This window comes from Sphingomonas parapaucimobilis NBRC 15100, from assembly GCF_000787715.1.
GTDB classification, from domain to species: Bacteria; Pseudomonadota; Alphaproteobacteria; order Sphingomonadales; family Sphingomonadaceae; genus Sphingomonas; species Sphingomonas parapaucimobilis.
In genome coordinates this window covers 74,023-97,458 of sequence record NZ_BBPI01000005.1, presented here as the reverse complement: position 1 = coordinate 97,458, position 23,436 = coordinate 74,023, and the positions used below count along the sequence as shown (strand labels likewise).

The following is a 23,436-nucleotide window of genomic DNA, read 5'->3' as shown; positions in this document are numbered from 1 at the left end:
CGCGCGCGTCCTAGATGGATGACAATCCAAGGAGTATTGAGACTATGGCAACCAAGCAGATCACCGACGCCAGCTTCGAAGCGGACGTCCTGAACTCCGACAAGCCGGTGCTGGTCGATTTCTGGGCCGAGTGGTGCGGACCGTGCAAGATGATCGGCCCGTCGCTGGAAGAGCTGTCCGAGGAACTGGGCGAGCAGGTGACGATCGCCAAGCTGAACATCGACGACAATCCCGACGCGCCCGGCCGTTACGGTGTGCGCGGTATCCCGACGATGATCCTGTTCAAGGGCGGTGCCGCCGCCGCGACCAAGGTCGGCGCGGAGCCCAAGGGCCGGATCAAGGCCTGGCTCGAAGGCGCGCTGTAAGGTCTGATTTGAGCACGCCCCTCCCGCTTGCGGGAGGGGCTTTTTTGTGCCCGGTGCGTCGAGCTGGGCACGCCCCTCCCGTAAACGGGAGGGGATGGGGGAGGGCAAGAGGTCTCACAGAGACCGCCCACCCGAAGCACCTCAACTCAGCGGGATCATCACCACATCACGAAACGGCGCCCGGTCCTGCAACGCCGCATACCAGCGCTCCATATTCGGCCGCGACGGCCGCTCGACCGGCAGCTGGAACCACGTATTGGCATAGGCCGCGACCGGGATATCGCCGATCCCGAACGCATCTCCCGACAGCCACTCCTGCCGCCCCAGCACATCGTCCAGGATCGCCGACAGATCCGCCGCGCGCGCCACGCTCCGCTCGATCAGCGCGGCATCGCGCTTGTCCGACTCGGTGCGCACCAGCTGAAAGAAGATTGGCCGGATCGCGTCGGCCCAAGTGAAGTTCCAGTCCATCCACCGTTCGACGGAGGCCCGTGCCTGCGGGGCTGCGGGATAGAAGGTCTCGCCGCCATGCGTCGCGGCCAGATAGCGCAGGATGCTGTTCGACTCCCACAGGACGAAGCCGTCATCCTCGATCGTCGGGATCAGCGCATTGGGATTGAGCGTGCGGTACGCCTCGTCCATCCCGAACGGGCCGCCGACGTCGCGGCGGTCATAGGCCAGCCCCATTTCCTCGGCCAGCCAGACGACCTTCTTGACGTTGTGCGAGTTGATCCGGCCCCAGATGGTCAGCATCGGCGTCAGCTCCGATAATCGGCGTTGATCGAGATATAGCCGTGCGTCAGGTCGCAGGTCCAAACCGTCGCGACGCCTTCGCCCAGGCCCAGATCGACGCCGACCGCGATCTCCTGCCCCTTGAGATGCGCGGCGACCGGGGCTTCGTCATACCCCTCGACCGCCAGACCGTCCTTGGCCACCAGCGTCTCGCCGAAACGGATCGACAACCTGTCGCGCTCGGCGGGTTCGCCTGCCTTGCCGACGGCCATGACGACGCGGCCCCAATTGGCGTCCTCACCCGCGATCGCGGTCTTCACCAGCGGCGAGTTGGCGATCGACATGGCGATGCGATGGGCAGAACGGTCGCTCTCCGCGCCCTCGACGCGAATTTCGATCAGCTTGGTCGCACCTTCACCATCGCGCACCACCAGCAACGCGAGCTGGTGGCACAGATCGGCCAGCGCCGCGCGGAACGCATCCGCGCCGTCACTCTCGTCATCGACCAGTGGCGCATTGCCCGCCTTGCCGGTCGCGAAGGCCAGCACCGTGTCGCTGGTCGAGGTGTCGCCATCGACCGTGATGCACGAAAAGCTGCGACCATTGGCGGCGCTGAGCGCGCGTTGCAGGAATTCAGGGGCGACGGCGGCGTCGGTGAAGATGAAGCCGAGCATCGTCGCCATGTCGGGCGCGATCATGCCCGAGCCCTTGATGATCCCGGCCAGCGTCACCGTGCGGCCATCGACGATAACGGTCGTTGTCGCGCCCTTGGCAAAGGTGTCGGTGGTCATGATCGTCGCGGCGGCCTCTTGCCAGCCACAGGGCTCGGCGGTGAAGGCGGCGTCCAGCCCGGCTTCGGCCTTGTCGATGGGCAGCGGCACACCGATCACCCCGGTCGAGGCGACGAAGACGTCGGAGGGCTGGCATTCCATCGCGGCGGCGGTGCGCGCGGCGATCGCCTCGACGGCGGCGCGGCCGCGATGGCCGGTAAAGGCGTTGGAATTGCCCGCATTGACGACCAGCGCACGGGCCTGACCCAGCACCAGCGCCTGGCGGCACCATTCCACTTCCGGGCTGGGGCATTTGCTGGTGGTCAGCACGCCCGCCACGCTCGTGCCCTCGGGCAGCGTCACGAAGGTCAGGTCGGTTCGATCCCATTTCTTGTACTGCGCGCGCGCAACGCGAAGCGTCACGCCGTCGATCGCAGGCAGGGCGGGAAAGGGCTGGGCGAGGGGCGAGGTGGCGGTGCTCATGGCCCCGTGCTTTGCCTCTTGCGCGGCTGCGCTGCAACGGGTTGATAGAGGGGCGGGCGATTTTGATTGGGGGGTATCGGGGGGATGATCTTGCTGGCGCTGACGTTGCTGGGACAAGGGATGATGGCTACCGCGGACGACGGCCCCAAGCCCCAACTTATCGGCAATATGGGCGCTGCCTTCGCCCCGGAAAACTATCCCCCGGCGGCTCTGCGGGCACGGGAAGAGGGGCTGGTCGTCGCTGATCTGACGATCGATGCAAGTGGGCTGGTGGCCGACTGCAAGATAATCGAATCGGCGTCGACGGCGTTGGACGAGCAAACGTGCCGGATAGTCATGTCGCGCGCCGATTTGTTCCGTGCGGCGAAGGACAAGCGCGGTAAGGCGATGATCGGCCATTATGTTCTGCGTGTTCGCTGGAGCTTGCCCAACGGAGATACCGAATTTCATGAGGTCGCGCGTTCTGGGTCGACGATCTCGGAACTGACCGTCGAGGCTGACGGTCAGGTAAGTGATTGCCGGGTTTATACCATGCCGGGCCATAATGTGATCCCCAACGTACCCTGCCCGCCTTCTGTCGCCGGGCTGCAAAAGGCGGTCATGGAGCATAGTGGCAGCAGGACCCCGCCACGCTTCCATTACATGGGGTTTACCGATCGCATTTTCGATGACGGAACAGTGATCAACGATGACGTTCCCGAAGGAGCGGTCATCCTTCAGCGCTATCGGGTCGATTTTGCGATCGATGTGGCAGGCAAGGCGGTTGATTGCCGCGTGTCGATCAGCCAGGGCGGGGGCGGCGTCCCGCATGGACCGACGCGTTGCGAAGCGGGTCGAGCGTTTGCGAAGAATCAGAATATGCCCAAGTCGGGCTATGATCAGGTGCAGTGGATTTATCAGATCCTGCCACCTCGCCCCTGACACCCCCTCAGCCGCTATCGGTCGAGGCCATGCAACGGATGGACGCGCCGCGCGTATCTGCCTAAGACAAGCCTCGCATGAACCTGCTTCTGCTCCTTTCTGCCCTTTTGTCCGCGCTGACCGGCGTGGGCGCAAGCGCGCGTGGGCAGGAGGCGCGGGGGGTCGTTGCCGAGCGCTGCATCGTGGCCGCGGCCAAGCAGGCCGCCGTCGCGCGCGCCGCGACCCGGCCGGTGCAGGCGCTCGCCGCGCTGGTGGACAGCGCCCGGCCGCTTGGCATGTTCCGGGCCGTGACGCCCCGGCCGATCGCCGCGATCTTCATGGGCCGTCGGCGCGAATAGCCCCGGCGTCGGCCGTAGCCGACCCTGTCCCTTGCCATTGCAGTCGCGCGCGCCCCGCTTCGACCGGCGCTGCGCCATTCCCACGATATTTCAGTCAGGAAATCGCTTATGTTCGGCGGCCTCGCCAAGTCCCTGTTCGGTTCGTCCAACGACCGTTACGTCAAGTCGCTCAAGCCGACCGTCGCCAAGATCGCCGCGTTCGAGCCCGAGATGGAGGCGATGACCGACGCGCAACTCGCCGCGCAGACGGTCAAGTTCCGCGAACAGCTGGACAACGGCGCAACCCTCGACAGCCTGCTGCCCGAGGCGTTCGCGACCGTGCGCGAGGCCGCACGCCGCGTGCTGGGCCAGCGTCACTATGACGTGCAGATGATCGGCGGCATCGTGCTCCACCGGGGCGAGATCGCCGAGATGCGCACCGGCGAGGGCAAGACGCTGGTCGCCACGCTTGCCACCTATCTGAACGCGTTGCCCGGCAAGGGCGTGCATGTCGTCACGGTCAACGATTATCTCGCCAGCCGCGACGCCGCGACCATGGGCCGGGTCTACAACTTCCTGGGCCTGACCACCGGCACCATCATCCCCAATCTGGACGATGCGCAGCGCCGGGCGGCCTATGATGCCGACATCACCTATGGCACGAACAACGAGTTCGGTTTCGACTATCTGCGCGACAACATGAAGTATGAGCGCTCGTCGATGGTGCAGCGCCCCTTCAACTACGCGATCGTCGACGAGGTCGACTCGATCCTGATCGACGAGGCGCGGACGCCGCTGATCATCTCCGGCCCGACCGACGACAAGTCGGAACTGTATATCGGCGTCGATGCGATCGTGAAGCAGCTGACCGAGGACGATTACGAGAAGGATGAAAAGCAGAAGTCGATCATCCTGACCGAGGACGGCACCGAGCGTGCCGAGCGCCTGTTGGAGGCGGCGGGGCTGCTCCAGGGCGAGAATCTCTACGATTTCGAGAATACGCAGGTCGTCCACCACCTGAACCAGGCGCTGCGCGCGAACATGATGTTCAAGCGCGACACCGATTACATCGTGAAGGACGGCAAGGTCGTCATCATCGATGAGTTCACCGGCCGCATGATGGACGGGCGTCGCTGGTCGGAGGGCCTGCACCAGGCGGTCGAGGCGAAGGAGGGCGTCAATATCGAGCCCGAGAACCAGACCATGGCCTCGATCACCTTCCAGAATTATTTCCGCATGTACCCGAAGATTTCGGGCATGACCGGCACCGCCGCCACGGAAGCGGGCGAGTTCTACGACATCTACAAGATCAATGTCGTCACCATCCCGACCAACGTGCCCATCGCGCGCGTGGACGAGGAGGACGAATTCTACAAGAACACCCAGGACAAGTTCCTGGCGATCGCCAAGAAGATCCGCGACCACGCCGCCAAGGGCCAGCCGGTGCTGGTCGGCACCGTCTCGATCGAGAAGTCCGAACTGCTCAGCGAGTTCCTGACCCAGGAAGCCGTGCCGCATAAGGTGCTGAACGCCCGCTATCACGAGATGGAGGCACATATCGTCGCGCAGGCGGGCCGTCTGGGCGCCGTCACCATCGCGACCAACATGGCGGGTCGCGGCACCGATATCCAGCTGGGCGGCAATCTGGAATTCCGGATGCTCGACGAGCATCCCGATATGGTCGAGGGCACGCCCGAATATGAGGAGGCGGCGACCCGCATCCGTGCCGAGATCATCGAGGAAAAGCAGAAGGTGCTGGAGGCGGGCGGCCTGTTCGTGCTCGGCACAGAGCGTCACGAGAGCCGCCGCATCGACAACCAGCTGCGCGGCCGTTCGGGGCGTCAGGGCGATCCGGGCCTGTCGCGCTTCTATCTCAGCCTCGACGACGATCTGCTCCGCATCTTCGGCCCGGACACGCTGTTCGCCAAGATGATGCGCAGCAATATCGAAGATGGCGAGGCGATCGGCAGCAAGTGGCTGTCCAAGGCGATCGAGACCGCGCAGAAGAAGGTCGAGGCGCGCAACTACGACATCCGCAAGCAGGTCGTCGAATATGATGACGTGATGAACGACCAGCGCAAGGTCATCTACGAACAGCGCGCCGACATCATGGATGCCGAGACGGTGGGCGAGGTCGTGGCCGACATGCGCGCCGAGACGGTGAACGCGATCGTCGGCACCGCCTGCCCGCCCAACAGCTATCCCGAGCAGTGGGATGTCGCGGGCATGAAGCAGCAGCTGAAGGACCTGCTGAACCTCGAACTGCCCATCGACGACTGGATGACCGAGGAAGCGATCGACCCCGAGATCGTGCTGGAGCGCGTGACCGCCGAGGCCGACGCGATGGTCGAGGCCAAGGCCAGGGAACTGGAGCCCGACACCTGGACCAGCGTCGAGAAGTCGATCCTGCTCCAGAATCTGGACCATCACTGGAAGGAGCATCTGGCGACGCTCGACGCGCTGCGCCAGGTCGTCCACCTGCGCGCCTATGCGCAGAAGACGCCGATCAACGAGTATAAGCACGAGGCGTTTTCGCTGTTCCAGCGGATGCTCGACAATATCCGCGAGGACGTCACGCGCACCATCGCCTACGCCCAGTTCCAGTTGCAGGCACCGCCGGAGCTGCCCGAACTGCCGGACTTCATCACCTCGCACTTCGATCCGTTCACCGGCGAGGACAATACGAATGACTGGGATGCCGCGGCGCGTGGTCTGCTCCAGCCGCAGATGCCGCCGATGCAGATCCCGCAGCCCGAAGGCATGGACCTGGGCACCGATCCTGCCCAGTGGGAAGGCCGCGTCAACCGGAACGCGCCGTGCCCTTGCGGCTCGGGCCTGAAGTACAAGCATTGCCACGGGGCGGTGACGGCCTGATCGTTCTTCGATCGACGGAATGATAGGGCGGCGAGCTTCGGTTCGCCGCCTTTTCTATTCCTCCCCAAGCTACGCTTGGGGAGGGGGACCACCGCAAAGCGGTGGTGGAGGGGCAGCTCGGTCGGTGAAGGTGGACCGAGCTCGCAACGGGTGACACCCTCCGTCAGTCCTACGGACTGCCACCTCCCCTTGCAGGGGAGGAATAGACAGGTTCCGTTCAGTGACGCGGCGCGATCCTCCGCCGACAGGGAGTATCCATCATGAAACGCTATGCGATTCTGGCCGCCATGACAGCTGCGCTACCCGCTGCGGCGCCCGCGCAGTTCGTCAGCGCCGTGCCGCCCGCCGATATCCTCGCCATGCCCAACCAGCCGAGCGTCGCGGCCGACCGACGCGACATTCGTCGGTCGATCCGCGAGGGACGGCGCAGCGGCGACATATCGCGCGCCGAGGCCAGATCCTTCAAGCGGGAGTATGCCGCGATTGGTGAGTTGGGCCAGCGCTTTGCGCAGGATGGCCTTTCGCTGTCCGAAGAGCGCGAGCTGCAGGTCCGCACCGAAGCATTGCGCGGCATGGTCAACGCCCGCCGCGTGCGCGGTGAAAAGCCCTGACCCAAAAGAAAAGGGCGGCCACCTCGTAAGGTGACCGCCCCATGACCCGGTATCCTTGCCGAATTACTTCGGCATCACCACCGTCGGCCCGATCGTGCTGACGATCGCACGCGCATCGAAGGCGCGGAGATTGTCGCGCGGGATCGGACCCTTGCGCATCACGACCTCGGCGGTCGCTTCGTAGCGGTCGATGGTGTTGATATCCATGTTGTTGCCGAAGAAGGGATCACCCCAGAACGGGTCCCAGCTGCGCCAGCCGAATCCGCGGCCGTAATAGCGCCACGATGGCCCCCACCAGCCGCCACCCCAGCCGCCGAAGCCCGGCCCGAAGGCGCCCGGCGTCGAATAGGTGCGCGAGCGCAGCTGCGTGTCGCGATCGGCCATCACAAAATAGTCATAGCCATTGGCCAGCGTCAGTTCGGCCGCGCGGTAGAGCAGATAGCGCTCGACCGTGTCGCGCGACGTCACGGTGTTGCCCGCGAAGCTGACGATGAAGCGACCCGGCTCCAGCTGCTGGTCCGAATAGCCGGTGCGGTAGAAGCCCGAACCCGTCGCCGGGCGATAGGTGGTTTCGGTCGCGCATCCCGCGACCATCAAGGTGCTGGCGCCGAGCAGCGCGAGCGCGATCTTCCGACCGAATTGCATGGACACTTCTTCCTTTCCTTGCCGCCCGACCAGGCCCGACGACAACAGCCCTGTAGCTGGCACCGGTCTAACCCATCCCGGCAGAACGGTCGATGAACGGTTTGGCTCCCGCGATGAAATGTGCGTCACATGCCCGCCATATGGATAGCAATCTGTCGCCGGTGCGGGGCGCGGCGATGCTCGAACAGGTAAATGCCCTGCCATGTGCCCAACATCAGCCGCCCGCCGATCAGCGGGATGGACAGTTGGATGCCGGTCAGGATGCTGCGCAAATGGGCGGGCATATCGTCCGGCCCTTCGTCGTCATGGGCATAGGCGCGGGCATCCTCCGGCGCGATGCGTGCGAAATAATCGAGAATGTCGGTCTTCACCTCGGGCGCGGCATTTTCCTGGATGATGAGCGAGGCCGAGGTGTGTCGACAGAACAGGGTCAGCAGCCCTTCGTCCATACCCTGTTCGCGCACCCAGGCGGTGACGGGTCGGGTGATCTCGGTCAGGCTCTGGCCATGGGTGTCGACGGTGATGATGGTGGTGGCTTGGCGCATGGCCTCTCAATGCCCGACCCGTTCCATCGGTGCCAGTCGGGGCCGAATTGAACAGCTTTGCGGCAGGCGCGTTGTGCCCGTTTGAGGATAAGGAGACCTGCCATGAAAGCCCTGCTCGCCGCTTTGGCCATCGTTACCGTTGCCGCCCCCATCGCCGCGACCCCTGCCGTCGCCCAAAATCGTGATTATCGCTGGCATGGCGATCGTGACGATTGGGACGCCTCGCGCGATTACCGCCGTGGCAATTACCGCGAGCGTCGACTGAACCGCGACGATCAGGTCTTCCGTGGTCGCGACGGGCGCACCTATTGCAAGCGCAATGACGGCACCACCGGCCTGGTGGTCGGTGCGGTGGGCGGTGGCGTGCTGGGCAATGTGATCGGCGGCGGGACGCTGGGCACGCTGCTGGGCGCGGGCGGTGGTGCGCTGCTCGGCCGCTCGATCGATCGCGGCAAGGTCCGCTGCCGCTAAGCTTGGCGGAACGACGGGCGTCGGTGACAGGGTTCACCGGCGCCCTTTCATTTTTCTGGCCAAGCACGCCGCCGCTGCACCATGATGTGCGCGGGAGGGCCGATATGGCATTTGATCTGAGACTGACGACCGCGATGGCCGCGGCACTGCTGGCAAGCGGCTGTAATCGCGCCAAAGCCGATGACAATTGGACGACCGATCGCGACACGGCGATCTGCACCGATGCGCAGGGTGTGCGCCTGCCCGACGATCGCTGTCGCCAGCATCGCGTCGGCAGTGGCGGTGGAGCCTTCTGGTATTTTCTCGGGCGTGGCCGGGCGATTCCCTGGTTCGGCGAACGCGCGACCGGTGGTAGCTTCCGCGCCGCGACCGGCGCCCGTTATGCCTATGCTCCGCCCGGCAGCGCGATGACCCGGTCCGCCGCCGTCAGCCGTGGTGGCTTCGGCAGTTCGGCGCGTCGCTTCGGCAGTATCCACGCATGATCCGCCAGACGCTGACCCCCCGGCCCGACTGGCAGGCCAAGGTCGAGGCGCTGGGCCTGATCTGGCATGAGGGGCGCGAGCGGCCCTACTGGGACGAGAGCGCCTGCTATCGCTTTACCCGCGCGCAGATCGACAATATCGAGCGGGCGACGGGCGAGTTGTACCGGCTGTTCCTGGCGGCGGGGGAGGCGGTGGTCGGCGACCCCAAGCTTCTGAACCGCTTTGCCATCCCGCCCGTCTTTCACGACCCGATCCGCGAAGCCTGGGAGGCCGAGCCACCCGCGCTGAATTTCGGGCGGTTTGACCTGGGCTATGATGGTTCGGGCGCGCCGAAGCTCTTCGAGTTCAACTGCGACACGCCGACTTCGCTGCTGGAGGCCGCCGTCGTGCAATGGGCGTGGAAGGACGAGTGTTTCCCCGCACTCGACCAGTATAACAGCCTGCACGAGGCACTGGTCGCCCGCTGGACCGAGATCGCGCCCGCTTTGCCCGCGACGTTGCATGTCGCGCATGTCGAGGACCCGGCCGGCGAGGACGCCGTCACCGCCGCCTATTTGCGAGACACGGCCGAGGCGGCGGGCATCGCCACCATCCCCATATTGATGGACCGGATCGGCTGGAACCACGACACGCATTGCTTCGTCGATGAAGCGGACATGCGGATCGAGGCGCTGTTCAAGCTCTATCCGTGGGAATGGCTGGTCCATGAGGAGTTTGCCGGGCCGCTGCTCGACAATCTGGAGCGCGGCGACCTGAGCTGGATCGAGCCGATCTGGAAGATGATTTGGTCGAACAAGGCGATCCTGCCGGTGCTGTGGGACCTGTTTCCCGGCCATCCCAATCTGCTGCCTGCCAGCTTCTCGGTCCCGAACGGCGATGCGGTGGCCAAGCCGCTATTGTCGCGCGAGGGCGCGAACGTCTCGATCCGCAAGGCGGGGAGCATCGTCGCGGCGACGGAGGGAGACTATGGCGAGGAGGGCTATATCTACCAGTCGCTCTATCGTCTGCCGGAGACGGCGCCGGGATGTTTTCCGGTACTGGGCAGCTGGGTTGTCGACGGTGCGCCGGCGGGGATGGGTATCCGCGAGGACGGTCTGATCACCTCGAACACCGCGCGGTTCATACCGCATGTGATCGACGGCTGATCCGTCATGGCTGGCGCTGTCTGGAAGAAGACAGCGCCGGTGGCTCCCTGAGTAGGATTCGAACCTACGGCCGCTCGATTAACAGTCGAGAGCTCTACCGCTGAGCTATCAGGGAATGTTCCGGCGCTGTGGAGGGGTCCTATAAAGGGCTCGGAAAAAGCCGCAACCCCTTTTTTGACGCTTTTGCGTAAGTCTGTGCGTCAAAGCTGTGGATAAATGCGGGACGGTGGCAATCAGCATTCCATTCCTCCCCTGCAAGGGGAGGGGGACCATGCGCAGCATGGTGGAGGGGGTGCGCCACATAGGATGCACTTTGCGGAAGCCCCCCTCCGTCAGGCCTTCGGCCTGACACCTCCCCGTGCCGGGGAGGATTTGCAGCTCCCCTGTCGACTTTAGGAGACGAACTGTTCCATCGTGATGCGATCGTCGAGCGCATGTTCGGGATCGAACATCAGCGTCAGCTCGCGCGAACGGTCCATGCAGATATCCACCTGCGCCACGTCGCGCACCTCGCGCTGGTCTGCCACGGCCGAGACGGGGCGCTTGCCGGGGTCGAGGACCTTGATCGAGATACGCGCCTTGTCGGGCAGGATCGCGCCGCGCCAGCGCCGGGGGCGGAAGGGGCTGATCGGGGTCAGTGCGATCAGCGCCGAGCCGAGCGGCAGGATCGGACCTTGTGCCGAGAAATTATAGGCGGTCGATCCGGCGGGCGTGGCGGCCAGGATGCCGTCGCACGCCAGTTCAGGCAGGACGATGCGTTCGTTCACCATGACCTCTAGCTTGGCGGTCTGGCGGGTTTCGCGCAGCAGCGAGACCTCGTTGATCGCGGGCAGGGTATGGACGCGGCCATCGATGCCTGTCGCGGTCATCTTCAACGGGGTGACGCGGAACGGCTTGGCGCGGGCGAGGCGATCCTCCAGCCCATAGCCGCGCCATTCGTTCATCAGGAAGCCGACCGTGCCCAGGTTCATGCCGAACACGGGCACCGCGCCGCGCCGCCGCTCCAACATCCGGTGCAGCGTCTGGAGCATGAAGCCGTCGCCGCCCAGCGCGATGACGTAATCGGCCTCGTCGAAATCGACCCAGTCGGCGCTTTGCAGCAGGTCGGCGGCCGCCGCCTGAGCCTGCGCGGTGGGCGATGCGACGAGCGCCCGCCGGACGGGAAGGGTCATCCGCCGGTCACGCTCATATGGCGCGACACCGCCGGGGCCGATCCCGCCTCGATGCGGAAATCATGCCGGGCGGGCTTGGCCGCCAGCCCTGCATCGATCGCCGTGTCCAGCGCCTCGATGCCTCCGTCTCGCAGCGCGGCCTTCAAATCCACCTGATCCTCATGACCCAGACACATATACAGCTTGCCTTCGGTCGTCAGCCTCACCCGGTTGCAGCCGTCGCAAAAATTCGCGGTGAGGGGGGAGATCAGGCCGAGCCGGGTCTCACTGCCCTCCACCTGCCAGTATCGCGCGGGGCCGCCGGTCCGATGCCCGGCGCGGACCAGCGGGAATTCCGCCGCTAGCCGGTCGAACACGGCGGTCAGCGGCAGGAAGCGGTCGACCCGGTCCTCATCGATCGCGCCCAGCGGCATCGTCTCGATAAGGGACAGGTCCAATCGCTCCGAAACGCACCACGATAGCATCGAAGCGATCTCGTCTTCGTTCATCCCCTTGAGTGCGACCATGTTGATCTTGATCGCAAGCCCGGCGTCGCGCGCGGAGAGGATGCCATGGATCACCTGACCGACATCGCCGTGCCGGGTGATATAGCGAAAGCGTTCGGGGTCGCGGCTGTCCAGGCTGACATTGATCCGCCGCACGCCCGCATCGACCAGGCCCTGCGCATGGTCGGCCAGCCGGGTGCCGTTGGTGGTCATGGTCAGCTCTTCCAGGCCCTGGCTGACATGGCCGCCCAGCCGCTTGACCAGGTCGACGACGTCGCGCCGAACCAGCGGTTCGCCCCCCGACAGGCGGATGCGGGTCACGCCGCGCGCGATGAACCGCTCGGCGATGATCGCGATTTCGTCCAGGCTCAGCAGCTTGGCGCGGGGCAGAAAGGTCATCTGCTCGGCCATGCAATAGCGGCAACGCAGGTCGCAGCGGTCGGTAACCGAAATGCGCAGATAGCGGATCGTGCGGCCATGACGATCGACCAGCGACCCGTTGGCCGGGCGCCGATCCGTCATACCGACGGCATCCGCATGATCGGACGAATTATTGGCACGCCCCATCGTCATGATGGTAGCCCCAAGGCGGGACGCGAACAAGATCGATTGCCGTTGGTGATCCCAGTGGCGGTGGATAGGGTGCGCCCATGACGCAGGATGAATTCGGTTTTAACGCCCACCGCAGGGGAACGGCGATCTTTGCGCTTTCGTTCCGTCATTCTGCAATGCTGGACGAAGCGATCATCCGTGGTGGCTGGGCGATCTGGTCGATGGCGCCGCGCGATGGCGAGCATCCGTCGGGCGACATGCTGGTCAGCGCCTTTCTGGCCAGCGAGGCGCGCGTCGCCCTGATCGATGCGCGGGGGGAGGGTGATGCCGGGCTTCGCGCGGCGCAGGCGCTGGGCGCGGTGATCGCCGCGACGGGGGCGGCCATGCTGGTATCGGTGCCCGATTCGGCCCCCGACACGCTGGACGCGTTCCTCGCGGCGGGGGCCACGCATATCCTGGAATTCGATGCGAGCGAAGCCATGGTCCATGCCGCGTTGAAGCTGGCCGAGCGCCATGCCCGCCGGACGCTCGACGTGCGGCGGCGGCGGACCCATGCGGACGGCGAAGTGGGCGAAATCCACCGCTGGATCGCCGATATTCTGGATCAGGGCGAACCCTGTGTCGCGATCGTCGTGTCGCTGTCGCGGCTGGACCTGATCAATGCTGCGCACGGCCGACCGGCGGGCAACATGCTGCTGCGCGGGGTCGAGGCACGGATGCAGGCGGTCGCGGCCGAGGCGTTCGGAGACCGGGCGATCGTCGCGCGGTCGGGCGGGGCGGAGTTCGTCATGGCGGGCGTCGCCCATGGCCGACAGGCGCGGACCATCGCCGAAACGCTGGAGACGCTACTCGCCCATCCCTTCCAGGCGGGAGCGGTGCCGATCCGCCTGGGCGTCCGGCTTGGTCTGTCCGAGGCGCATGCCCATGAGGATCCCGCCAGCCTGCTCGCCCGTGCGGGTGAGGCGCTGGCCCAGGCGCAAGCGAGCGATGGCGCGATGCTGCGCTTCGCCCATCCCGGCGATGTGGCGCCACTGGACGTGTTGGCCGCCGACCTCCACCACGCCATCGAGCGTGGCGAGATCGATATCGTGTTCCAGCCGCAGGTCGCAATCCGCACCGGGCGGATCACGGGGGTCGAGGCACTGGCCCGCTGGCGTCATCCGACCCTGGGCCCGCTGGGCGCCGACCCCCTTTTCGCCGCGGCCGAGCGTGCCGATCTGGGCCTGGCGCTGTCCGATCATATCCAGCAGGTCGCCCTGCAACGCGCGGCGCGCTGGCCTGTGCGGCTGTCGCATCTGCGCCTGTCGATCAACGTGACCGCCGCCGATGTCGGGCGGGCGGGTTTCGCCCGCATCTTCCTCGACCGCGTGGCGGCCAGCGGCTTTCCGATCGAGCGGCTGACCGTCGAGATCACCGAGACCGGACTGATCCGCGAGCTGGACCGCGCCGCGCAGGTGCTCGACACGCTGCGTACGGAGGGCGTGCGGGTGGCCATCGATGATTTCGGCACCGGCTATTCCAGCCTGGCCTATCTCACCAGCCTGCCGATCGACTATCTGAAGATCGACCGTGCCCTGGTGACAGAGGTCGACGGATCGCGTCGTGACCGGGTGGTCGTGCGCGGCATCATCCGCATCGCGACGCAGCTCGGCATGGGGATCATCGCCGAGGGGGTGGAGACGGAAGGGCAGGCGCAGTTGCTAGGGCGGCTGGGTTGCGAAACCTATCAGGGTTTCCTCTGCGCCGCGCCACTGGACGAAAAGGCGTTGCAGGCGATGGTCGAGGGAGAAATGGAATGCGCGGCCTGACGATCGCGGCGGCCTTTATGCTGTCGCCCATGGCGGTCCATGCCGCCGCACCCGTCGCCGATCCGGCGGAGGCCGCGATCCGAACCGCGATGCTGGATAGCGCCCAGGGGTGGAGCATGGGCGATCTGGACCGCTTCATGGCCATCTACGCGCCCGATGCGGTATTTGTCGGCAGCAAGGGTTTGATCCAGGGAAAGCCTGCGATCGCCGATAGTTATCGAAAGAGTTTTGCCGGTGGTGCGAACAGTCGCGGTCAGCTTCGCTTCGACTTTCTCCATTTGAAGCGGATCGGCGACCGCCGCATCCTGTTCGCCCGCTGGAGCCTGTCGGGCGGCGCAAAGGCCGAGAGCGGGATGACCACCCTGATCTTCGAGCGCCGCGCCGATGGCTGGAAGATCGTCTCCGATCATAGCAGCTGACACCCGTTCCTATCCATCGGAGATGGGGAGGAGTGGGACGTTACCCCGCCGCCTTTGCCAACCCCTTCGATAGTTGCAGCGCGCCGTGCAGCCGCGCCTTGGCGTCGGGCCAGGCGCGGTTGAGGATCAGCTTGCCGTCGGGGCGCAGCCTGGCCAGTTCGCCCAGCCGCTCGACATAGGCGAACAGCCCGTCGACATTGGGCGGCCGATTGTCGTGGAACGCGACCAGCACGCCGCGCGGGCCGACATCCATCTTGGCGATACACGCCTTTTTCGCGTTCAGCTTGATCTTGATGACCTGGATCAGATTGTCGGTCGCCTCGGGCAGGGGGCCGAAGCGGTCGATCATCTCGGCGGCGAACTCCTCCACTTCGCTATGCTTTTCCAGATCGTTGAGGCGACGATACAGCCCCATGCGCAGGTCAAGATCGGGGACATAATCGTCCGGGATCAGGATGGGGGCATCGACGGTGATCTGCGGCGAGAAGTCGCGCTTCTTCTCGAACGCGCCGCCCGCCTTGGCCTCCAGGATCGCCTCTTCCAGCATCGACTGGTAGAGTTCGTAGCCGACCTCCTTGATATGCCCCGACTGTTCGTCGCCGAGCAGATTGCCCGCGCCGCGAATGTCGAGGTCATGGCTGGCCAGCTGGAAGCCCGCGCCCAGCGTGTCGAGGTCGGACAGCACCTTCAATCGCTTCTCCGCCGCCTCGGTCATCATCCGCTCGGGCGGCGTGACCATATAGGCATAGGCGCGCGTCTTCGACCGGCCGACCCGCCCGCGCAGCTGATAGAGCTGGGCCAGGCCGAAGCGGTCGGCGCGGTTGACGATCATCGTGTTGGCCGATGGAATGTCGATACCGCTCTCGATGATGGTGGTCGACACCAGCACCTCGAACTTGCGGTCGTAGAAGGCGGACATGCGCTCCTCAACTTCCGTCGCCGACATCTGGCCGTGCGCGACGACATAGCGGACCTCGGGCACCTCCTTGCGCAGATATTCCTCAATGTCGGGCAGATCGGCGACGCGCGGCGTGACGAGGAAGCTCTGCCCGCCGCGATAATGTTCGCGCAGCAAAGCCTCACGCAGCACGACGGGGTCCCAAGGCATGACATAGGTGCGCACCGCGAGACGGTCGACCGGCGGCGTCTGGATCACCGACAGCTCGCGCAGGCCCGACATCGCCATTTGCAGCGTGCGCGGGATCGGCGTGGCGGTCAGCGTCAGCATATGCACGTCGGCCTTCAGCGCCTTCAGCCGCTCCTTGTGGGTCACGCCGAACCGCTGTTCCTCGTCGACGATGACGAGGCCCAAGCGCTTGAACTCGACATTCTTGGCCAGCAACGCATGGGTGCCGACGACGATATCGATGTCACCGCTCGCCGCGCCGTCCTTGGTCCGCTTGGCCTCGGTGGCGGTGACCAGGCGGGAGAGGCGGCCGATCTTGATCGGAAAGCCTTCGAACCGCTGAACGAAGTTGTTGTAATGCTGGCGCGCGAGGAGCGTGGTGGGGCAGACCACCGCCACCTGCATCCCCGCCATCGCCGCGACGAAGGCGGCGCGAAGGGCCACCTCGGTCTTGCCGAAGCCTACGTCACCGACGATCAGCCGGTCCATCGGCTTGCCCGCGGTCAGGTCGCCCAGCACATCGTCGATAGCCCGGTCCTGATCGTCGGTTTCCTCGTACGGGAAGCGGTCGACGAACGCCGGATAGCCTGCACTGTCCGGCTCGGCCACTTCACCGGGGCGCAGCGCGCGTTCGGCGGCCACCGCGATCAGCTCACCCGCGATCTCGCGGATGCGCTCCTTCATCCGGGCCTTGCGCCGCTGCCACGCTTCGCCGCCCAGACGGTCGAGCGTCGCGCCGTCCTCGCCCGAGCCGTAGCGGGTCAGGACTTCGAGATTCTCGACCGGCACATACAGCTTGTCGCCGCCCGCATAGGACAGCGCGACGCAGTCATGTGGGCTCTTGCCGACCGGGATCGAGGTCAGCCCCTCGTATCGGCCGATACCGTGATCCGAGTGGACGACCAGATCGCCGGGCGAGAGCGTCGCCAGCTCGGCGAGGAAGGCGTCGGCCGATTTGCGCCTTTTCTGCCGCCGGATCAGCCGGTCGCCCAGCATGTCCTGCTCGGTCAGCACCGCGATGCCCGGCGCGGTGAAACCATGGTCGAGCGGCAGGACGACCAAGGCGACGCCGAAGCTCTTCGACGTGTCGGCGATGCCCAGCGCTTCCTGCCAGGTCTCGGCCGCCTTGGCGCCCTTCAGCCCGTGATCCTTGAGCAGGCTGCCGAGCCGTTCGCGCGCACCGACTGAGTAGCTGGCGAGGACGGGCTTGCGGCCTTCCTTGCGTAAGCCCTCGACATGGTCGACCACCGCCTCATAGATATTGGCATGGGCGGCGCGTTCGGGGGCGAAGTCGCGTGCGCCGTCGACTTCGAAGTCGAGGACGGTGGCGCTTGCCGGTTCGTGGAAGGGCGAGACGAGATGCGCGGTCGCGGCCTCCAGCCCCTCGTCCCACTCCTTGGGGGCCAGATAGAGCGACTTGGCGGGCAGGGGGCGGAAGCTACCGGGCTGCGCCGCCTCGGCGCGTTTGCGGTTCTCGTAATAGTCGGCGATGGCGTCGAACCGACTGGCCGCTGCCGCCGCCACGCCGCTGTCGCGCACGATCACCGCGCCGTCGCCGAGATGCTCGAACAGGCTCGACAGCTTGTCCTCGAACAAGGGCAGCCAATGCTCCATGCCCGCCATGCGCCGCCCCTCCGACACCGCCTGATAGAGCGGATCGCCGGTCGCCGTCGCGCCGAAGGTTTCACGGTAGCGGGTGCGAAAACGCTTGATCGACTCCTCGTCGAGCAGCGCCTCGGAGGCGGGGAGCAGGGTGAAGCCCTCGATCCGGCCCGTCGTGCGCTGGTCGGCGGGATCGAAGGTGCGGACGCTCTCGATCTCGTCGCCGAAGAAGTCGAGGCGCAACGCCTGGTCCTCGCCGCTGGGGAACAGGTCGACCAGCCCGCCGCGCACCGCGAACTCGCCCTGGTCGTGGACCGTCTCGGTGCGGACATAGCCGTTCGCCTGGAGCAGCGCCGACAGCTTCTCCAGCCCGATCCGCTCGCCGGGCGCGAGTCGTGCGACCAGTTGCCGAATGCGAAATGGCGTCAGCACGCGCTGGGTCGCGGCATTGGCGGTGGTCAGGACCAGCTGCGGCGCCTTGGGCTTGGCCTGAAGCCGGTGCAGCCCCGCGATCCGCTCCGCCATGACGCGTAAGGTAGGCGAGGCGCGGTCATAGGGCAGGCAGTCCCAGGCGGGGATCTGCAGGATTTCCAGTTCCGGCGCGAAATAGGTCGCGGTCGAGGCCAACTCGCGCATCTGTGCCTCGTCGGCGCAGATGAACACCGCGCGCGTCGTCGCGGCGCGGGCGAGGTCGGCGAGCAGCACGGGCAGGAACCCCGCCGGAACGCCCGACAGGGTCAGCGGGCTTTTGGCGGACAGGATCGTCTTGATATCGGGCATGAGGTTCCGAAGCTGGAGAAGTTGGGGCTTGATGTCATCGGCGTCATTCACCCCTCCCCTTCAGGGGAGGGGCCGGGGGGTGGGGCGCTTCCGCAAGCGTGACGCTAGTGGCGAGGCCCCACCCCAACCCCTCTCCTGAAGGGGAGGGGCTCGGATCAGATCAAAGTTATCCTACTTTCGGCATCTGAACGTACGCAGGCCTATAAATTACCGGGCGATCGGCACGAAATTCAGCGCGCGCATCCGCTGCATCACCGGGCCGTCCCATTGCGGCGGGCAGGGTTGGGTGCCGATGGCCCAGGCCATGATGTCGACATCCTGCTCCTCCAGCAGAGCCTCGAACCAATCGAGTTCCTCACGGCTCAGCGTCTCGTGATGCGCGTCGAAAAACCCGCCGATCATCAGATCGGCTTCCTTGGTGCCGCGATGCCATGCGCGGAAGCGGAGGCGCTTGATACGGGTTTCGTGGTCCATGGGGTTCCGATCCAACGAGATTAAGGCCCGAGACGCTCTGGCGGCGCGCGGGGGCTTGAGGCTATACGCACCCATCTAGTCATGCGTCCCGATATCCTCAATCCGCTGTTCGCCGAGGTCACGTCGCTGAAAGGCGTCGGGCCTGGCCTCGCCAAGCCGCTCGAACGCCTGCGCATCGCGCGGGTGGTCGATGTCGCCTTTCACCTGCCGACCGGGCATATCGACCGTTTCCCGCGTGACGAGCTGATGATGTCGGACGCGGGGCGGGTCATCTCGATCTCGCTGACTGTGAAGGAGCACCGTGTCTCGTCCTCCCCGCGCGGGCCGACGCGGGTGCGGGCGGAGGATGCGGCGGGCAACAGCGTGGCGCTCGTCTATTTCGGCGGCAATTCGGGTTGGGTGAAGAAGCTGCTGCCGATCGGTGAGACAAAGGTCGTGTCTGGCCGCCTCGACCTCTACGGCCAGGATTTGCAGATCGTGCATCCCGATCTGGGTGACAGCACCGAGGATTTTCGCGAGCGCGAGGCGATCTATCCGCTGTCGGAGGGGATCACTTCGCGGCGGCTGGGCGCACTGGCGGTGCAGGCGGTGGAGCGGGCTCCGGAACTGCCCGAATGGATCGAACCGGGGTTGAAGGCGCAGCGCGGCTGGCCCGACTGGCGGGAGGCGCTGGCCCGCATCCATGCCGATCCGGCGGATGCGAAGGCGCGCGAGCGGCTGGGTTATGACGAGGTGTTCGCCAATCAGCTGGCGATGACGCTGGTGCGGGCCGATACCCGCAAGCGGCGGGGGCGGGCGCTCAACGGCGACGGGCGCTTAAGGGACATGCTCAAGCTGCCCTATACCTTGACCGGCGCGCAGAGCCGGACGGTGCGCGAGATCGAGGGGGACCTCACGCAGGACGCGCCGATGCTTCGGCTGCTCCAGGGCGATGTGGGTGCGGGCAAGACGCTGGTCGCGGCGATGGCGATGCTGATCGCGGTCGAGGCGGGCGCGCAGGCGGCGATGCTGGCCCCGACCGAAATCCTGGCGCGCCAGCATTATGAGACGCTTCGCAAGACGCTGGCCGGGCTGCCGCTGGAAATCGCGGTGCTGACCGGCCGCGACAAGGGCAAGGCGCGCGAGGCGACCCTCATGGCGCTGGCGGCGGGGGAGATCGACATATTGGTCGGCACCCATGCGATCTTCCAGGAAACCGTGACCTATCGCGACCTCGCCTTGGTGGTGGTGGACGAGCAGCACCGTTTCGGCGTGGCGCAGCGGATGATGCTGTCGGCCAAGGGCAAGGCGCCGCCGCATCTGCTGGCGATGACCGCGACGCCGATCCCGCGCACCCTGACGCTCGCCAATTATGGCGAGATGGATGTCAGCCGCCTGGACGAGATGCCGCCGGGCCGCCAGCCGATCGAGACGCGGGTGGTGTCCGAGGACCGGCTGGACGAGGTGGTCAATGCGCTCGGCCGCCATTTGTCGGACGGGGGGCAGGCTTATTGGGTGTGCCCGCTGGTCGAGGAAAGCGAGAAGTCCGACCTCGCCGCCGCCGAGATGCGCGCCGAGACCCTGCGCGCCCGGTTCGGCGAGCGGGTAGGCCTTGTCCATGGCAAGATGAAGCCTGCCGAAAAGGACGCCGTGATGGAGGCGTTTGCGGGCGGGCGTCTGGGCGTGCTGGTCGCGACGACGGTGATCGAGGTGGGCGTGGACGTGCCCAATGCCACGCTGATCGTGATCGAACATGCCGACCGCTTCGGCCTGGCGCAGCTCCACCAGTTGCGTGGGCGCGTCGGGCGGGGCGGGGGGCTGTCGCGCTGCCTGCTCCTGCGCGGATCGCATCTGTCGGAGACGTCGCGGGCGCGGCTGGCGTTGATGCGCGAGACCAATGACGGGTTCCGCATCGCCGAGGAGGATCTGCGGCTGCGCGGGGCGGGCGAGTTGCTCGGCACGCGCCAATCGGGCGAGATGGCGTTCCGGCTGGCGACGCCCGAGAATATGGCCGACTTGATGCAATGCGCGCAAGACGATGCCCGGTTGCTGATCGACCGCGACGGCGGACTGGAGGCGCCGCGTGGGGCTGCGGCGCGGACGGCGCTCTATCTGTTCGAGCGGGATGCGGGCGTCGCGCTGCTGCGTTCCGGCTGAACGAAGCGGTCTGGTCGGCGTTGGGCGCGGATGGCTGCATTCTTTCCGCTCATCCTCGTCCTGATCGCCGGTATCGGCCTGGCGATCCAGCCGCCGACCAATGCCGCGCTGGCCAAGGCGTCGGGGTCGGTCGTGCTGGCGGCGCTGACCTCTTTCCTGATCGGGACGGTGGTGCTGGCGGTGGCATGGGCGGCGATCGACCGGACCAGCCCGGCGGCTTTAAAGGGCGCGCCGGGCTGGGCGTGGCTCGGTGGCTTCTACGGCGCGGGGTTCGTCGCGGTGCTGGCCTATGCCGCGCCGCGCCTGGGGATTTCGGTCGCGCTGACGGCGGCGATCGCCAGCCAGCTGGTGGCGGCGCTGATCGTCGACCATTTCGGGCTGTTCGGGGTGCGAGTGGAGCCGGTGACGATCGGTAAGGTGATCGGAGTAGCGCTGGTCATTGCGGGCGCGGTGGTGGTTCGGCGGGGGTGAGGGGGGCGTGGCCTACCGACCTTTCCGTTCCCCGGCGAAGGCCGGGGTCCAGTTTCTTCTTCCTGGACGAAGAGACCTGCCGATGTGAGGGAGGGCGCTGCCGCCCCGAACCTTCGTGTGCGCTATCTACCGGCCACCATTGGACCCCGGCCTTCGCCGGGAACAGCCGCTATGGAAAGGGAGTACGTCCCGACCTCCGTCCCGCCTCAGCCCTTCGGCCGGCTGGCAAGCCAGCCGCTCAGGATAAACTTCGGCACATGGCGCCGAAGTGGAAGGCCATAGGAATTACCCCGCCGTCAGCAACCCGTGGTTTTTCTTGCCCGACGAAAGCTTTACCGGCTCGGCCCCAACGGCGATGACGGCATTCTCGTCCGCCACCTTCTCGCCATCGACGCGCGCGCCGCCGCCTGCGATCAGGCGTCGTGCCTCACCCTTGGACTTCGCAAAGCCCAGCCCGATCAGCGCATCAACGATCGAAACCGACCCGCCCTCGACCGCAAAGCTCGGCAGCGTCGCGCCCGCCGCGCCTTCCTCGAAGGTCCGGCGCGCGGTGTCCGCCGCCTCGTCCGCCGCCGCGCGGCCGCGGCACATGGCGGTGGCCTCGTTGGCGAGGATCTTCTTGGCCTCGTTGATCTCCGCGCCTTCCAGCTTTTCCAGACGCGCGATCTCGTCCAGCGGCAGGTCGGTGAACAGGCGCAGGAAGCGGCCCACGTCGCGATCGTCGGTGTTGCGCCAGAACTGCCAGTAATCGAAATGCGGCAGCTGATCCTCATGCAACCAGACCGCACCGGCCATGGTCTTGCCCATCTTGCCGCCGTCCGCCGTCGTGATGAGCGGGGTGGTCACACCGAATACCTCGGTCCCATCCATGCGGCGGGCCAGCTCGATCCCGTTGACGATATTGCCCCACTGGTCCGAACCGCCCATCTGCAACCGGCAACCATGGCGCTGGGCCAGCTCGCGAAAGTCATAGGCCTGAAGGATCATGTAATTGAATTCGAGGAAGCTCAGCGACTGCTCGCGGTCGAGGCGCAGCTTCACCGAGTCGAACGACAGCATCCGGTTGACCGAGAAATGCTGGCCCACTTCGCGCAGGAAGGGGATATATTCCAGCTTGTCGAGCCAGTCGGCATTGTCGACCATCACGGCGTCGGTCGGCCCGTCGCCAAAGGTCAGGAAGCGTTCGAAGATGCGCTTGATCGAGGCGACATTGGCCTTGATCCCGTCCTCGCCGAGCAGCTTGCGCGCCTCGTCCTTAAAGCTGGGGTCGCCGATCTTGCCGGTGCCGCCGCCCATCAGGACGATCGGCTTGTGGCCCGTCTGCTGCATCCGGCGCAGGAGCATGATCTGCACCAGGCTGCCGACATGCAGCGAGGGCGCGGTCGGGTCGAAGCCGATATAGCCCGGAACCACCCCGCCCGCGGCCAGACGGTCCAGCGCGGCGCCGTCGGTCATCTGGTGGACGTAACCCCGTTCATCCAGGGTGCGAAGCAGATCGGAAGTGTATGCCATGATGACTGGCCGTTACACCGCCGATCCGCGTTCGTCACCCCAAAGGCGTCGGGGGATCAGCGACAGACGGTACGCCCGTTACGCTCGACATAGTTGCAGGGGCGATAGCCCGAGCCCCGGCCCGTATAATTGGTATAGTCGCCCTGCGAGCGCGGATCGACATAGCCGGGGGTGCGCCGCGCCCGGTCATATTCGCGTGCGACACGGGCCTCGCGGCGCGCACGCCAATCATTGCCGCGCCAGCCCCGGTCGTCACGCCAGCCGCGCCGCTCGCCCCGCCAGTCACGGCGGTCGTTTTGACGCCAGTCGCGCCGGTCGTCCCGCCGATCCCGATCATAACGTGGGCCATCGCCACGCCAAGACTGGGCCGCAGCGCTCGATACGGGAAGCGCCGTCGTCGTCGCGATACCCGCCACCGACAGGCCGATCGCCGCCAGAACATGGAACACCTTCTTCATACGCCAACTCCCAGGGGCAACGGCCCCGTGTTCGTTTTCAACCTATGACAGGTCGTGGCGTTCCGAATCCTGAACCGCCC

22 protein-coding genes and 1 tRNA gene are annotated in these 23,436 nt (G+C 66.1%); 12 read left to right on the top strand and 11 right to left on the bottom strand.

The features are described 5' to 3' along the window. The first annotated feature begins 44 nt into the window (after positions 1 to 44). Positions 45 to 365 (top strand): thioredoxin, encoded by a 321-nt coding sequence (gene trxA / locus SP5_RS01360; protein ID WP_007404159.1) that lies wholly within the window; start codon positions 45 to 47, stop codon positions 363 to 365. 141 nt (positions 366 to 506) lie between these two features. Here trxA and SP5_RS01355 read toward each other — a convergent pair whose 3' ends face one another. Together SP5_RS01355 and argJ are read right to left on the bottom strand one after the other, a co-directional pair. Beyond that, positions 507 to 1,118: a glutathione S-transferase family protein gene (locus tag SP5_RS01355; protein WP_042482933.1), complete on the bottom strand. Its 612-nt coding sequence runs from the start codon at positions 1,116 to 1,118 to the stop codon at positions 507 to 509. A 5-nt stretch (positions 1,119 to 1,123) separates the two neighbouring features. After that, entirely contained in the window at positions 1,124 to 2,350 is a 1,227-nt protein-coding gene (gene argJ, locus SP5_RS01350) for a bifunctional glutamate N-acetyltransferase/amino-acid acetyltransferase ArgJ (RefSeq protein ID WP_042483047.1), read from the bottom strand. Between the two features lie 84 nt (positions 2,351 to 2,434). On the opposite strand from argJ, the gene SP5_RS18385 reads away from it, so the two are divergent. From SP5_RS18385 to SP5_RS01335, 4 genes are all read left to right on the top strand, one after another. Beyond that, a complete protein-coding gene (locus SP5_RS18385) occupies positions 2,435 to 3,271 on the top strand; it encodes an energy transducer TonB (protein ID WP_052811361.1) in 837 nt (278 codons plus the stop codon). 77 nt (positions 3,272 to 3,348) lie between these two features. Then, positions 3,349 to 3,609, top strand: a complete 261-nt coding sequence (locus tag SP5_RS18380) for a hypothetical protein (protein WP_052811360.1) — start codon at positions 3,349 to 3,351, stop codon at positions 3,607 to 3,609. A 108-nt stretch (positions 3,610 to 3,717) separates the two neighbouring features. Further along, positions 3,718 to 6,462 carry a preprotein translocase subunit SecA gene (gene secA, locus SP5_RS01340; protein ID WP_042482932.1) on the top strand — a complete coding sequence of 915 codons (2,745 nt, stop codon included), beginning with the start codon at positions 3,718 to 3,720 and terminating at the stop codon, positions 6,460 to 6,462. A 260-nt stretch (positions 6,463 to 6,722) separates the two neighbouring features. Further along, the gene (locus tag SP5_RS01335) at positions 6,723 to 7,073 is read left to right on the top strand and encodes a hypothetical protein (protein WP_042482929.1); all 351 of its coding nucleotides are present in this window, start codon (positions 6,723 to 6,725) and stop codon (positions 7,071 to 7,073) included. Between the two features lie 63 nt (positions 7,074 to 7,136). Here the strand turns inward: SP5_RS01335 and SP5_RS01330 are convergent, their stop codons facing one another. Continuing rightward, entirely contained in the window at positions 7,137 to 7,718 is a 582-nt protein-coding gene (locus SP5_RS01330; protein ID WP_052811366.1) for a CC0125/CC1285 family lipoprotein, read from the bottom strand. Between the two features lie 125 nt (positions 7,719 to 7,843). Continuing rightward, positions 7,844 to 8,263, bottom strand: a complete 420-nt coding sequence (locus tag SP5_RS01325) for a secondary thiamine-phosphate synthase enzyme YjbQ (RefSeq protein WP_042482926.1) — start codon at positions 8,261 to 8,263, stop codon at positions 7,844 to 7,846. Positions 8,264 to 8,365: 102 nt separating this feature from the next. Here SP5_RS01325 and SP5_RS01320 point away from each other — a divergent pair, with 102 nt between their 5' ends. The 3 genes from SP5_RS01320 (at position 8,366) to SP5_RS01310 (ending at position 10,361) form a co-directional block, all read left to right on the top strand. Further along, positions 8,366 to 8,734 (top strand): glycine zipper 2TM domain-containing protein, encoded by a 369-nt coding sequence (locus tag SP5_RS01320; RefSeq protein WP_042482923.1) that lies wholly within the window; start codon positions 8,366 to 8,368, stop codon positions 8,732 to 8,734. A 104-nt stretch (positions 8,735 to 8,838) separates the two neighbouring features. Next, positions 8,839 to 9,216 carry a DUF1190 domain-containing protein gene (locus SP5_RS01315; RefSeq protein WP_042482920.1) on the top strand — a complete coding sequence of 126 codons (378 nt, stop codon included), beginning with the start codon at positions 8,839 to 8,841 and terminating at the stop codon, positions 9,214 to 9,216. After that, complete coding sequence (locus SP5_RS01310) at positions 9,213 to 10,361, top strand: glutathionylspermidine synthase family protein (RefSeq protein WP_042482918.1); 1,149 nt, start codon at positions 9,213 to 9,215, stop codon at positions 10,359 to 10,361. The genes SP5_RS01315 and SP5_RS01310 overlap by 4 nt, the downstream gene beginning before the upstream one ends. Before the next feature lie 40 nt (positions 10,362 to 10,401). On the opposite strand, the gene SP5_RS01305 is transcribed toward SP5_RS01310, so the two are convergent. The 3 genes from SP5_RS01305 to moaA all read right to left on the bottom strand — a co-directional run bounded on the left by SP5_RS01305 (position 10,402) and on the right by moaA (position 12,540). Then, positions 10,402 to 10,476: transfer RNA gene (locus tag SP5_RS01305), tRNA-Asn, on the bottom strand. A 277-nt stretch (positions 10,477 to 10,753) separates the two neighbouring features. Continuing rightward, a complete protein-coding gene (locus SP5_RS01300; RefSeq protein WP_042482915.1) occupies positions 10,754 to 11,533 on the bottom strand; it encodes an NAD kinase in 780 nt (259 codons plus the stop codon). Then, positions 11,530 to 12,540 (bottom strand): GTP 3',8-cyclase MoaA, encoded by a 1,011-nt coding sequence (gene moaA, locus SP5_RS01295; RefSeq protein ID WP_042483038.1) that lies wholly within the window; start codon positions 12,538 to 12,540, stop codon positions 11,530 to 11,532. The genes SP5_RS01300 and moaA overlap by 4 nt, the downstream gene beginning before the upstream one ends. Before the next feature lie 206 nt (positions 12,541 to 12,746). Between moaA and SP5_RS01290 the strand changes: the two genes are divergently transcribed. Together SP5_RS01290 and SP5_RS01285 are read left to right on the top strand one after the other, a co-directional pair. Then, positions 12,747 to 14,378: a putative bifunctional diguanylate cyclase/phosphodiesterase gene (locus tag SP5_RS01290; protein WP_052811359.1), complete on the top strand. Its 1,632-nt coding sequence runs from the start codon at positions 12,747 to 12,749 to the stop codon at positions 14,376 to 14,378. After that, on the top strand, positions 14,366 to 14,797 hold the full coding sequence (locus SP5_RS01285) for a YybH family protein (protein ID WP_245613362.1): 432 nt from the start codon (positions 14,366 to 14,368) through the stop codon (positions 14,795 to 14,797). Before SP5_RS01290 ends, SP5_RS01285 begins: the two co-directional genes overlap by 13 nt. Positions 14,798 to 14,837: 40 nt before the next feature. Here the strand turns inward: SP5_RS01285 and mfd are convergent, their stop codons facing one another. After that, on the bottom strand, positions 14,838 to 18,305 hold the full coding sequence (mfd, locus tag SP5_RS01280; protein ID WP_042482912.1) for a transcription-repair coupling factor: 3,468 nt from the start codon (positions 18,303 to 18,305) through the stop codon (positions 14,838 to 14,840). A gap of 207 nt (positions 18,306 to 18,512) precedes the next feature. Continuing rightward, complete coding sequence (locus SP5_RS01275) at positions 18,513 to 18,779, bottom strand: FAD assembly factor SdhE (protein WP_042482909.1); 267 nt, start codon at positions 18,777 to 18,779, stop codon at positions 18,513 to 18,515. A gap of 81 nt (positions 18,780 to 18,860) precedes the next feature. Between SP5_RS01275 and recG the strand changes: the two genes are divergently transcribed. Continuing rightward, complete coding sequence (gene recG / locus SP5_RS01270) at positions 18,861 to 20,915, top strand: ATP-dependent DNA helicase RecG (RefSeq protein ID WP_042482906.1); 2,055 nt, start codon at positions 18,861 to 18,863, stop codon at positions 20,913 to 20,915. Positions 20,916 to 20,945: 30 nt separating this feature from the next. Further along, a complete protein-coding gene (locus SP5_RS01265) occupies positions 20,946 to 21,386 on the top strand; it encodes a DMT family transporter (protein WP_042482903.1) in 441 nt (146 codons plus the stop codon). Positions 21,387 to 21,671: 285 nt separating this feature from the next. Here the strand turns inward: SP5_RS01265 and tyrS are convergent, their stop codons facing one another. Together tyrS and SP5_RS19615 are read right to left on the bottom strand one after the other, a co-directional pair. After that, on the bottom strand, positions 21,672 to 22,898 hold the full coding sequence (gene tyrS / locus SP5_RS01260; RefSeq protein ID WP_042482900.1) for a tyrosine--tRNA ligase: 1,227 nt from the start codon (positions 22,896 to 22,898) through the stop codon (positions 21,672 to 21,674). Between the two features lie 56 nt (positions 22,899 to 22,954). Continuing rightward, the gene (locus SP5_RS19615) at positions 22,955 to 23,356 is read right to left on the bottom strand and encodes a hypothetical protein (protein WP_052811358.1); all 402 of its coding nucleotides are present in this window, start codon (positions 23,354 to 23,356) and stop codon (positions 22,955 to 22,957) included. Positions 23,357 to 23,436 lie beyond the last annotated feature (80 nt).